Annotated in this window: 12 protein-coding genes; 11 read left to right on the forward strand and 1 reads right to left on the reverse strand. The window is 52.0% G+C overall.

Annotated elements, in window-relative coordinates:
- Positions 1–24: 24 nt before the first annotated feature.
- The 8 genes from VFG09_08205 (at position 25) to acnA (ending at position 9,465) form a co-directional block, all read left to right on the forward strand.
- Positions 25–312, forward strand: coding sequence for a hypothetical protein (locus VFG09_08205; GenBank protein ID HET6515127.1), 288 nt, complete (start codon positions 25–27; stop codon positions 310–312).
- A 30-nt stretch (positions 313–342) separates the two neighbouring features.
- Positions 343–1,254, forward strand: a complete 912-nt coding sequence (locus VFG09_08210; GenBank protein HET6515128.1) for a hypothetical protein — start codon at positions 343–345, stop codon at positions 1,252–1,254.
- 31 nt (positions 1,255–1,285) lie between these two features.
- Positions 1,286–1,978, forward strand: a complete 693-nt coding sequence (locus VFG09_08215; protein HET6515129.1) for a hypothetical protein — start codon at positions 1,286–1,288, stop codon at positions 1,976–1,978.
- Between the two features lie 163 nt (positions 1,979–2,141).
- Positions 2,142–2,357, forward strand: a complete 216-nt coding sequence (locus tag VFG09_08220) for a hypothetical protein (protein ID HET6515130.1) — start codon at positions 2,142–2,144, stop codon at positions 2,355–2,357.
- Positions 2,358–3,224: 867 nt separating this feature from the next.
- Positions 3,225–4,115, forward strand: a complete 891-nt coding sequence (prpB, locus tag VFG09_08225) for a methylisocitrate lyase (protein ID HET6515131.1) — start codon at positions 3,225–3,227, stop codon at positions 4,113–4,115.
- A complete protein-coding gene (prpC, locus tag VFG09_08230) occupies positions 4,112–5,269 on the forward strand; it encodes a 2-methylcitrate synthase (GenBank protein ID HET6515132.1) in 1,158 nt (385 codons plus the stop codon). The genes prpB and prpC overlap by 4 nt, the downstream gene beginning before the upstream one ends.
- A 34-nt stretch (positions 5,270–5,303) precedes the next feature.
- Positions 5,304–6,755, forward strand: coding sequence for a bifunctional 2-methylcitrate dehydratase/aconitate hydratase (locus VFG09_08235; protein ID HET6515133.1), 1,452 nt, complete (start codon positions 5,304–5,306; stop codon positions 6,753–6,755).
- 7 nt (positions 6,756–6,762) lie between these two features.
- Positions 6,763–9,465: an aconitate hydratase AcnA gene (gene acnA, locus VFG09_08240; protein ID HET6515134.1), complete on the forward strand. Its 2,703-nt coding sequence runs from the start codon at positions 6,763–6,765 to the stop codon at positions 9,463–9,465.
- 113 nt (positions 9,466–9,578) lie between these two features.
- Here acnA and VFG09_08245 read toward each other — a convergent pair whose 3' ends face one another.
- On the reverse strand, positions 9,579–9,737 hold the full coding sequence (locus VFG09_08245; protein ID HET6515135.1) for a rubredoxin: 159 nt from the start codon (positions 9,735–9,737) through the stop codon (positions 9,579–9,581).
- Positions 9,738–9,963: 226 nt separating this feature from the next.
- Between VFG09_08245 and surE the strand changes: the two genes are divergently transcribed.
- The 3 genes from surE to VFG09_08260 form a co-directional block, all read left to right on the forward strand.
- The gene (gene surE, locus VFG09_08250) at positions 9,964–10,722 is read left to right on the forward strand and encodes a 5'/3'-nucleotidase SurE (protein HET6515136.1); all 759 of its coding nucleotides are present in this window, start codon (positions 9,964–9,966) and stop codon (positions 10,720–10,722) included.
- Positions 10,719–12,113: an FAD-dependent oxidoreductase gene (locus VFG09_08255; protein ID HET6515137.1), complete on the forward strand. Its 1,395-nt coding sequence runs from the start codon at positions 10,719–10,721 to the stop codon at positions 12,111–12,113. Before surE ends, VFG09_08255 begins: the two co-directional genes overlap by 4 nt.
- Positions 12,110–12,704: protein-L-isoaspartate(D-aspartate) O-methyltransferase (locus VFG09_08260; GenBank protein ID HET6515138.1), on the forward strand; the 595-nt coding region annotated here is incomplete at its 3' end. The genes VFG09_08255 and VFG09_08260, both read left to right, overlap by 4 nt.

The raw sequence follows: 12,704 nt of genomic DNA on the forward strand, positions 1-12,704 counted from the left end.
GAGCAGAATCCGGTACGGGCAAAGATGGTAAAGAGGGCGGAGGATTATCCGTTGTCAAGTGCAAGGGCGCATATAACAGGCAAAAGGGACGAGATATTGGGAGAAGAACTCTTTGAGGAGGGGCAGAGAAGAGATTATCGAAAAATGCTGTGTACGAGACTTCCTGAAGAAGTGGTGCAGGGAATCAGATATTCAACGAAAACTGGCAGGCCCTATGGTCTAAGAACGTTCATAGAAACTATGGAGAAGAAACTTCAGAAGAGGTTTATTCTAAGGTCGCCGGGAAGACCGAAGAAAGGAAAAGGGAAATAGAGGATGTGTCCCCAATTAGCCGGAGAATAAATGAGACTCGAAGATTATCCTAATTTAATGATCGTTAAGAAACTCCTGGCACCCCTTGACTTATCAACTAAGAAACTTCAGGAGATTTCTGCTCACGTCGAAGATCTAAAACATGAAGTAATAGCCCACGGGCTCTTCGTCATGGCAGTTTCTTCAGTTGAGGTTATGCTCTCTGATGTTTTGGAGTATCTTCTCGTAAGTTTCCCTATGAAATTACCGAATAATGATTTTAAGTTTGAAAAAGATATCTTCTTTGAGAATTATTTCGCACTGTTAAGAAAAGCTGCTGAGGCCCACATAATAGGGCTTTCATATAAATCATTTGATGATTATTTCAAAAGAGCATTAGATCATTTTTCGATAGACTGGGCCGATTATTTCGACACAATAGGAAATGATATAAAAGAGATTCGAGCTACACGAAATTTACTTCTTCACAATAATTTGATAGTGAACGACCAATATCGTGCCACTGCGGGACCACAAATGCGTGAAGACTTTGGTAGTCGCATAGAAGTTGACAAGGCTTATTTAAAAAAGACGGTAGAGATTCTCCTGAGTTTTGAAGACCAACTTAGGCTAAAACTTGCGGACAAATATAAGAATTACACTAAAATTAATGCGAATAAAAGGCTATGGAGCTTCCTCTTCACGTCACCAGTAATGCCATATGATGATTTCTGGCGCTATGATGAAAAGACCGACACCATCTATGCGCTCAAAAAAGGGAAGTACGAAAATAATTTGTCTAACTCCGAGACATTGCTCCTTTCACTATGGCGCACTCAGTTCAACGAATTCTGCAAGCGCAACAAGCACATGACGCGCTTTAACATGGTTCACTTCGACTCTCGCTATCAAGAGAAAATATTATTCTTTTTATCTATAGCTGCCGATTTTCCATTTGAATGATAACTGTAGAAAACTACGAAAGTTGCGCCCAATGAATAAGAAAGAGATTCTGAAAACCTTGGACAATTTTAAAGGCGATGACACAAAGGCTAATCTGATCAGACATATAAAGAAAATGATCGAAATGATGAGCCAACTGAATGACGACTTGCAGGAGGCTGGTGAACTATTTCGATTTACCACCTATGAATTTGCCGCTAGAACATGCATAAGGACATTATTCTCTGAATTGGAAGCAAAGATGTTTCTATTTCATGAACTACTACTACATACGCGTCAATTATCTAAGCATGACTTGTCGCCCGAAGAAATTCTCTTGCTTCAGGAAAGGTCTTGCAGTATCGGTAGTAATGGCAAGATAACAACATCTCAAAAGTTTATTCCGTTTAAGAACAATTTATTGTTTACACTTGAGCTTGCAGCTCGATTTTTCAATGAAAATGTATTCCGTGACGCAAACGACCCAAAATGGAATGATGTTCTTACGCTGATCGAAATAAGAAACCGCATAACACATCCCAAAAAGATGGATGATCTCAGAATTACACAGAACGAAGTAAAAGTATTCCATAATGCCCAGGACTGGCTACGAAAGGCCTTTCAAAGCATGTTAATCGATCCTGATTTATTGGAAGCTCTTTCTAAAGCAGCTCGCTCGGCCAAGGGCGAGCGCAAACCCAAAAGAAGCATTCCGCCCAAAAAAGGTGTGAAGAAAAAACAATAATTTCACGTAAGAAAAGAAAAGGTGCCGAACAAAATGCTCAACCAGACTCGCAATAAACGCCGTTTGGTTTTCATTCTTGGCATATACGTTCGCTGGTTAGCACGGTCGTTCTTCCCCTCGCTTCGCTCGGGGAAGAAGAAAGAAATCTGTACACAGGAGGTCAATGATGAATACAGAGTACACGGCAATAATAAAGCAATCAGGCGAGTGGTGGATTGGGTGGATAGAGGAAATTCCAGGAGTTAACTGTCAAGAAAGAACGCGGGAAGAGTTAATTGAGAGCCTTCGGCTTACTTTAAAAGAGGCTCTCGACTTTAATCGCCAAGAAGCTCTCTCCGCTGTTGGAACAGGATATACTGAAGAAAAAATTGCTATATGAAACGAAATGACCTGCTGAAATATTTGCGGTCACAGGGCTGCGAATTTATCAGAGAGGGCAGCCGTCATTCTTGGTGGGGGAATCCGAGTCAAAATAGAAGGTCATCTATTCCGAGACATAATGAAATTGATGATCACCTTGTGCGGAAAATCTGCAAAGATCTCGGAATAACACAAATAAAATAAGCCACCACAATTTGCTCCAGGCGACGCGGGATTAGAGGCTTTTCTTAGTTCCGGCCTTCGTGCCCCGTGCCCCTGAGAATGGTCGTTTTAATTACAAACACCGATGAGAGTTTGAGGGAATGTGGAATTCACTATTGGTCATTTTATATATATTTCCGGTCTTCTGGTGATTTTTGTAATGGCGCTCTCTTTCCTGTTCTGCAAGAAAGTTGATATGTTTTTTGAAGGCCGATACTCCAATCCTTCTAAGGCGAGGCTCTTTTTGGGCATTCTCTGTTTTCTCGTTTTCTTGTATGGTGCATTCGCACTACTTTTTCATTGGACGAACGTTACACCGAGAGGAAGAATAACGTTTTGATTTAAGCGAGCAGGCAGTTCATGAATACTTATGGAATAGGCGGAAAAATTCTAGCCCTTCTGTAGTTCTCCTATGACACTGAAACCATTCACTTGTTCTTCCATGTCCCACCTAACCAGTGCCTGATCGAAGGCGGTCCTTGAGTAACGCGAATATTGCTTTGATGGGGTTGTTCTGCTATTATTAGATGGTCTTTTCTTGTCGGCTCCGGCCCGGAGCTGTAGGAAGACACGGCGCCAAGACCGCAACCGATATCATAAAACAAAGACAGCAGCGCCCATTCGGTGAGGAGCAATTCCGGATACGCTCAGGAGGATAGAGGCGATGAACAGATTATCATCTCCGGGGGCCCGCTTCCGGGCTGCAATGAAAGAAGAGAAGCCTCTTCAGGTGGTGGGGGCTATCAATGCCTACGCCGCGCGTCTGGCCGAGCGCGTGGGCTTCAAGGCCCTCTACATTTCCGGAGGCGGTGTCGCAGCCAGTTCCTGGAGCATCCCCGACCTCGGCATCACCACCATGGACGATGTGCTCACCGATCTCAGGCGTGTCACCGATATCACTGAACTGCCCGTCCTCGTTGACATCGACACGGGATGGGGCGGCGCATTCAATATCGGCCGTACGATCAAATCCATGATCAAGTTCGGTGCCGCAGCAGTGCATATCGAGGACCAGGTTCAGGCGAAGCGGTGCGGCCACCGTCCCGGCAAAGCCATCGTAAGCAAAGACGAGATGGTCGACCGTATCAAGGCGTCTGTCGACGCCAGAACCGACTCTGACTTCGTTATCATGGCGAGAACCGATGCCCTCGCCGTAGAGGGTCTCGAGGCGGCCATCGATCGAGCCCGTGCTTTTGTGGAGGCGGGGGCTGACATGATCTTTCCGGAGGCCATGACTGACCTCGACATGTACAGGAAATTCGCTAGGGCGGTAAAGGTCCCGATTCTCGCCAACATCACCGAGTTCGGCGCCACCCCCCTTTATACCGTGGAAGAACTCCGTGAGGCTGAGGTCGCCCTTGTCCTTTATCCCCTTTCCGCCTTCCGCGCCATGAGCAAGGCCGCCCTTGCCGTTTACAACGCTATCCGCAAGGAGGGAAGTCAGAAGAGCGTCCTTAACCTCATGCAGACCCGTGCGGAGCTCTATGATTATCTCGATTACCACGCTTTCGAACAGAAGCTTGATACCATGTTTTCGAAGGAGGAAGAATCATGAGTAATGAGAAAGAAGTCATCACTCAAAAGGTAAAGAAATCCGTCGCCCTCTCCGGCGTCATAGCCGGAAACTCGGCTGTCTGCACGGTGGGCCGTACCGGAAATGACCTGCATTACCGTGGCTATGACATCCAGGAACTTGCGAAAGAATCCACCTTTGAAGAAGTCTCCTATCTGCTCATTCATGACGAACTCCCCAACGAATCCGAATTGAAGGATTACCGGAAGAAGCTCAAATACCTGCGGGGACTGCCTGCCGAAGTGAAGGCGGTACTGGAACACATCCCTGCTGCAGCTCATCCCATGGATGTAATGCGTACCGGTTGCTCAGCCCTCGGCACCGTGCTCCCTGAAAAGGACGACCAGAACCCTCAGGCTGCAAGAGACATCCTGGACAGACTCATAGCGTCTTTCGGTTCCATGCTCGTTTACTGGTGGCATTACAGTCATAATGGAAGGAGGATCGAGGTCGAAACAGACGACGAGACCGTTGCAGGCCACTTCCTGCACCTTCTCCACGGCAGGAAGCCATCGGCCCTCCATGAAAAATCTCTCGACCAGTCTCTCATCCTCTATGCTGAACACGAGTTTACGGCATCCACCTTTTGCGCCCGCGTGATCGTGGGGACGCTCTCCGACGTGTACTCGGCCATTACGGGCGCCATTGGCGCCCTTCGGGGGCCGAAACACGGCGGTGCGAACGAAGTGGCCCATGAAATCCAGAGACGGTACAGGAATCCCGACGAGGCCGAGGCGGACATTGTCGCCAGGGTCGCCAACAAACAGATCATCATCGGTTTCGGCCATCCGGTTTACACGGTCTCCGATCCCAGGAACCCGATCATCAAAGAGATCGCGAAGAAGCTCTGCAGTGACGGAGACAATATGAATCTCTTCAATGTCGCCGACCGCATTGAGGCGGTCATGAAAAGGGAGAAGAATATGTTCTCCAACCTTGACTGGTATTCTGCCGTCTCCTATCACATGATGGGCGTGCCCACTCCCGTGTTTACACCGCTCTTCGTGATATCGCGGACCACAGGCTGGGGAGCCCACATCATCGAGCAGCGTCTCGACAACAAGATCATCCGGCCGTCGGCAAACTACATCGGGCCCGAAGACCGAAAGTATGTGCCTTTGAAAGACCGGAAGTAAGCTTCGACAGAAAAAGGAAAGGTGAGGTGCCCGGATGAGTTCATATATCTCCAATGTCAGGCCTGAACCGGACAAGGTCCTGGTCGACATCGCCAATTATGTCTGTAACTATGAAATAAAGTCAGATGAGGCCTTTGATACTGCGCGCTCCTGTCTTATCGATACCCTTGGTTGCGGACTTGAGGCCTTAGGTTATCCGGCCTGTACAAAGCTCCTGGGACCTATCGTTATCGGCACTGTCGTACCCAACGGCTCAAAGGTTCCGGGCACGCAATTTCAGCTTGACCCGGTGCAGGCGGCCTTCAATATCGGGACGATGATCCGATGGCTCGACTTCAACGATACCTGGCTCGCTGCAGAATGGGGCCACCCCTCTGACAACCTGGGAGGAATCCTCGCTGTGGCGGATTATCTCTCCCGCAAGGCGCTGGCAGAGAATAAAAAGCCGATGGTGATGAGAGAAGTTCTGACCGCCATGATCAAGGCCCACGAGATCCAGGGTGTCCTAGCCCTGGAGAATTCCTTTAACCGCGTCGGCCTCGACCACGTCGTCCTCGTGAAGGTGGCCACAACCGCCGTCGTGACCAGGATGCTGGGCGGCACAAAGGATGAAGTCATCAACGCGCTCTCCAACGCCTGGGTGGACGGCCAGTCTCTCAGGACTTACCGTCATGCCCCCAACACGGGCTCCAGGAAATCCTGGGCAGCTGGCGATGCAACAGCGCGCGGCGTGAGGCTCGCACTCATGGCCCTGAAAGGCGAGATGGGCTATCCCTCTGCCCTGACTGCCAAAGTTTGGGGCTTTTACGATGTCCTCTTCAAGGGCAATGAATTTAAATTCCAGAGGCCCTACGGCTCTTACGTCATGGAGCACGTGCTCTTCAAGATCTCCTTCCCCGCAGAGTTCCACTCCCAGACTGCGGTGGAATGCGCTATGGCCCTCCACGCCAAACTCAGGGATATGGGCAGGAGAGCCGATGATATCAAGAGGATCATGATTCGCACCCACGAAGCTGCGATCCGCATCATCGATAAGAAGGGGCCGCTCTATAATCCCGCGGACCGTGACCACTGCATCCAGTATATGGTTGCCGTGCCGCTCATCTTCGGTCGCCTTACCGCCGCTGATTACGAGGACAATGTGGCTTCCGACCCGGGCATTGATCTCCTGCGGGAGAAGATTATATGCGTGGAAGATCCGCAATTCACCAGGGACTACCATGACCCTGAGAAGCGATCCATCGCCAACGCCCTTTCCGTGGAACTGGTGGACGGGACGAAACTGCCGGAAGTGGTCGTGGAATACCCTATCGGCCACCGCCGCCGCCGCAAGGAGGGGATTCCCGTGCTTGTCGAGAAGTTCAAGACCAACCTTGCCCGCCGCCTCCCTGCAAAGCAGCAAAAGGCGATCCTCGACGTAGCTCTGGATCAGGCCAGACTGGAAGCGATGCCCGTGCATGAATTTGTTGACATGTTCGTGATCTGACCGAATCATGAGCCATAACCTCTTCAATACTCTTCGTGAATTTGATCCGGGAAATGGAAAGAAGGGGAGACTCTATTCCCTTCCTGCTCTGGAACGGGCGGGGTTTGGCAGGATCTCCCGTCTGCCGGTCTCGATCCGCGTCGTCCTCGAATCGGTCTTGCGTAATTACGACGGGAAAAAGATTACCGAAGATCATGTGAGTCAGCTTGCCCGTTGGAGTCCCGGCGCAACCCGCGTTGATGAGATCCCTTTCGTTGTGGCAAGGATCGTGCTGCAGGATTTTACCGGTGTCCCTCTCCTCTGTGACCTCGCTGCCATGAGGTCTGCGGCCCTCAAGATGGGCAAGGACCCAAAGATCATCGAGCCCCTCGTTCCCGTCGATCTCGTCGTGGATCACTCGGTGCAGATCGATTACTGTCGGGAGCCTGACGCCGTGCGAAAGAACATGGAGATCGAATTCAGACGCAACAAGGAACGGTACCAGTTCCTGAAGTGGGGCATGAACGCCTTCAATACCTTTAAGGTGATCCCGCCTGGCGTCGGCATTATCCATCAGGTCAACCTCGAATATCTGGCCCGCGGCGTGCATAATAAGGCAGGCCTCTACTATCCCGACACCCTTGTGGGCACCGACAGCCATACCACGATGATCAACGGCATCGGCGTTGTGGGTTGGGGCGTCGGCGGAATTGAGGCAGAGGCTGGAATGCTTGGTCAGCCCGTATATTTCCTGACGCCCGACGTTGTGGGAGTAAATCTCAAAGGCAACCTCAAAGAGGGTCTGACAGCAACAGACCTCGTTCTGACGATTACCGAAATACTGCGCAAGGAAAAGGTTGTCGGAACCTTTGTCGAGTTCTTTGGCGAGGGCGCTGCTTCTCTGGCACTGCCTGACAGGACGACAGTCGCCAACATGGCGCCCGAGTATGGGGCGACCATGGGCTTCTTCCCCGTCGATGATATCACCGTCGATTTCTTCCGTGGCAGCGGCCGCACCGGGGACGAGATTGCAGCATTTCAATCATACTTCCGGGCCCAGGGAATGTATGGCATGCCGAGGTCGGGCGAATTGGAGTACTCGAAAGTCATCGAGATTGACCTGTCAGAAATCAAAAGGTCTGTGGCCGGACCGAAACGGCCCCAGGACCGCATCGAACTTTCGAACCTGAGGGAGACCTTTTCTGACCTTTTTACCAGGTCCTTGTCCGAAAACGGCTTCGCCAGGAAGAGCGGTGACCTTGGGAAGCGCTTCAAGACAAGAGAGGGCGTTGATGTGGGATCGGGAGACGTGATCATCGCCGCAATAACCTCCTGCACGAATACCTCCAATCCTGCAGTTCTCCTTGGGGCCGGTCTGCTGGCAAAGAAGGCAGTGGAGAAAGGACTTGCGGTAAAAAGACATGTCAAGACATCCCTTGCGCCCGGATCTCGAGTTGTAACGGAGTACCTGAAGAAGGCCGGACTTTTGCCCTATCTCGAAGAGCTTGGTTTCTCCGTGGCTGCCTATGGCTGTACGACCTGTATCGGCAATGCAGGACCATTGCCCGATGACATTGAAGAGACGATTGTCCAGAACGACCTTGTCTGCGCCGCGGTCCTTTCAGGAAACCGCAACTTCGAGGCCCGTATCCATCCGAATCTCCACGCCAACTTCCTGATGAGTCCGCCCCTTGTCGTGGCCTTTGCCATCGCAGGAACGGTTCTCAGGAATATGGAAAGCGAGCCGTTGGGCAGAGGCAAGGACGGACAAGAGGTCTACCTCAGGGATATCTGGCCGGGGAGTTCCGAGATCGCCGAGGTGATGAAGTTCGCAACAGATCCTGAGACCTTCCGGCGTCTCTATTCAGACCTTACAAAGGACCATGTGTTGTGGAACAGCGTATCTTCGGTTTCAGGAGAGGTCTATGACTGGCCGAAATCCACTTATATTGCGGAACCGCCGTTCTTCCAGGGCTTTACCATGCAGGCTGGCCGGGTCAGCAAGATTTCCAATGCCCGTGCACTCGGTATCTTCGGTGATTCGGTGACCACTGATCACATCAGCCCTGCCGGCTCGATAAAGGAGACTTCCCCTGCAGGCAGGTATCTGATCGAAAACAATGTTCCCAAGGCCGACTTCCAGAGTTACGGCACCCGCCGGGGAAATCATCATGTCATGGTGCGCGGCACCTTTGCCAACGTCCGCATCAGGAACCTTATGATGCCGCCGAAGGCTGACGGGTCACGCATAGAAGGCGGCTTCACCATCTTCCAGCCCTCAGGGGAAGAGATGTCTATCTACGATGCCGCAGTGAGATACCTGGCGGAAGGTGTACCAACGGTCGTCTTTGGCGGCGAGGAATACGGCACCGGCTCTTCCCGCGACTGGGCAGCCAAGGGCACACAGCTCCTCGGTGTGAAGGCGGTGATCGCGAAGAGCTTTGAACGTATCCATCGCTCCAATCTTGTAGGCATGGGTGTTTTGCCGCTGCAGTTCAAAGGCAATGACACGGTCCAGACCCTCAATATCCGGGGCGACGAAGAGTTCGATATCCTTGTTCCCGAAGACCTGAGGCCACAGCAGGATATTCCCCTCGTGATCAGACGCAGGGACGGCGCGAGGGAGGAAGTGGGACTCCTTTCGCGGATCGATACCGCCATCGAGTTCGATTATTACCGGCATGGAGGGATCCTTCCTTACGTTCTTCGTGAGCTGATCGCAGAGGCCTGACCTTTCTCGGGGACCGGCCATCCATGAAGACAAAAAGGGACCACGGACGGTTCTCCATAACCATGGTACCCCTCTCTGACAACGTGTTCAGCAATCTTCCGGGTCCGAAGGTCCTAAATCTTTTCGAACATATCCTTTGACGCGCCACAGACGGGACAGGTCCAGTCATCGGGAAGATTTTCAAAGGATGTACCGGGAGCCACGCCTCCGTCGGGATCGCCGGCTTCAGGATCGTAGATATAACCGCAGACAACGCATTTCCATTTTTGCATTTTATGAGACCTCCGTTAGTCGAGTATTATGATGGCATCATTGTACCCTATTGCCTGAGACTTCCGCCAGAAAAAATGGCTCCTTTTTGCCGGCACAACAATATCTGATATAATGCATACATGCAAAAGGCTTGGAGAAAGAGGAAGAGGTTATCTCTTTCCGGCAGGTTCACCATGGTGGCCCCGAAGCCACTCACGATCACCGATTTCTTTGTCGGATCTGACAATGGTCATCCTCGTCACGAACGATGACGGAGTGCATTCGCCCGGCTTGATCGCGCTTTTTAAGGCGATGAAGGAACTCGGAGATGCCTATGTTGTTGCGCCTGACAGGGAAAGAAGCGCTGTCGGCCATGCCCTGACCCTTCACAGGCCCCTCAGGGTGGATGAGTTGAGGGAGCATGTCTACGCGATAAACGGCACTCCCACCGATGCTGTCGTGATCGGCGCAAGCAAGGTCCTTCCCCGGAAGCCCGATCTCGTCGTCTCCGGCATCAACAGGGGCGGAAACCTCGGAGACGATATTACCTATTCCGGAACGGTCTCTGCTGCAATAGAAGGGACGATCATGAGTATTCCGTCCTTTGCCGTTTCTCTGCACGGAGACAGGAACTTTCACTTTGACACGGCTGCAACGTACGCACTCAAGGTTGCGAGGTATATCATGGAGAGACACCTCCCTTACGACACGTTCCTCAATGTGAATGTGCCGAATCTCCAGAGAGGACTGGTAAAGGGGATAAAGCTCACGAGGCAGGGGAAGCGCATCTATGACAACTCGATTCAGGATGTCATCTCTCCGAGGGGCGAACAGCACTTCTGGATCGGCGGGGGTGTGCTGTACTGGGAGCACGGTGAAGACACTGACATCAATGCCGTTGAGGAAGGGTATGTTTCCGTTACCCCGGTGCACCTCGATTTCACGAATTATACCGCATTGAACCTTATGAAAGAACAGGCAGAATTTCATGAGGACGGCCCATGAAAAAGTATGATGTTATCATCGTCGGCGCAGGTCCTGCCGGCATATTCGCCGCCCTCGAGTTCACGGAGGGAAGGGGGGGCCTTCGGATTCTCATGGTCGAAAAGGGCAAAGACCTGGACGAGAGGCTCTGTCCCATGAAGGTAAGGGATATATCCTGCAACGAGTGTCCTGAGTGCGAGCTCTTGAGCGGTTGGGGAGGGGCGGGCGCATTCAGCGATGGCAAGCTGACCCTTTCATCGGAGGTAGGAGGGTATCTTACCCGATATATCGATCGGTACAGACTCCAGGCTCTGATAGATTACGTTGACGGGATTTACGTCCGCTTTGGCGCGCCGGCAGAGACCTATGGCGGCAGTGTCGATGCTGTGAAGGAACTGGAAAGGCTTGCGTCGAAGAACGACCTTATCCTTGTTCCTTCGAGGGTGAGACACATCGGGACAGAATGGTGCAGCGGCCTCCTGAGAAGGATGAGAGATACCCTCCGGGGAAGCGTTGATGTTGTCTTTGAGTCCGGCGCTGAGAAGATACTCGTCGATGATGGTCGGCCGGTGCGGAGAGTCAGGGGTGTTCGTCTCAGAGGCGGCGAAGAGGTCTTCGCTGATTTTGTGATACTCGCACCCGGAAGAGAAGGTTCACGATGGCTTGAACGCGAGGTCAGGGGCCTTCACCTGACACTTCTCCAGAATCCCGTGGACATCGGTGTGAGGGTTGAGATCCCTGCGTCGATCATGGAGCATCTCACCTCGGTAACCTACGAACCGAAGCTCGTGTTTTATTCGAAAAAGTTTGATGACAAGGTCAGGACCTTCTGCGTCAATCCTTACGGCGAAGTTGTGAAGGAACATCTCAAGGGGATTTGGACCGTGAACGGCCACAGTTACGCGGAAAGGAAGACAAACAACACGAACTTTGCGCTGCTCGTAAGCACGGTTTTTACGGAGCCCTTTAACGAACCGATTTCTTACGGGAGGTACATCGCGAGACTCGCAAATTTTCTCGGACAGGGCGTCATCGTCCAGAGGCTCGGTGATTTTCACTCGGGGAGGAGGTCGACGCCTGAAAGGATCGCAAAGGGCATTGTCCAGCCGACCCTCAAGGATGCTACGCCCGGTGATCTGAGCTTTGTCATTCCCTACCGCTACCTATCGGACATCATTGAGATGATCGAGGCCCTTGACAGCATAGCACCGGGAGTGAATTCGCGGCATACCCTTCTCTATGGCCTGGAGGTGAAGTTCTATTCCATGCAGCTGAAGTTGGACAATAACCTCGAGACCGAGATCGCGAATCTCTTTGCCATCGGTGACGGGGCAGGGGTGAGCAGGGGGCTTGTACAGGCGTCTGTCTCCGGGGTGGTTGCGGCACAGGAGATCATGAGAAGGGTAACGTGAGGGATAACAGGCAGGAGGACTACCAGAAGCTCAGGGACATGATGGTGGAGACGCAACTTGTTCCGCGCGGTATCAGGGACAGTCGCGTTCTCAAGGCCATGCGGAAGATCCCCAGACACCTCTTTATGAGTGAAGATATGTGGTACAGGGCCTACGAAGACATGGCCCTTCCTATCGGCGAGGAACAGACCATATCACAGCCTTATATGGTCGGGGTCATGACGGAGCTCCTTGACCTCAGGGGCGATGAAAGGGTCCTCGAGATAGGAACGGGCTCCGGTTATCAGGCCGCAATTCTCGCTGAACTGTCGCGGGAAGTCTACACGATCGAAAGGATGAAGACGTTATCGGAGAGGGCCGGCGCAGCCCTCAGAGACCTCGGTTATCAGAACGTACATCTGAAGGTCGGAGACGGGACGTTGGGATGGCCTGAAGCGGCCCCTTTTGAGAGGGTCCTCATTACGGCAGCAGCTCCCGAAATCCCCCAACCCCTCGTTGAGCAGCTTGCAGAAGGCGGGATAATCCTGGCGCCCGTCGGAGACAGATTTTCACAGCAGCTTGAGAAGACGGTAAAGGAGAAGGGAAGACTAT

The sequence above is a fragment of the Thermodesulfovibrionales bacterium genome (assembly GCA_035686305.1).
Taxonomy (GTDB): Bacteria; Nitrospirota; Thermodesulfovibrionia; order Thermodesulfovibrionales; family UBA9159; genus DASRZP01.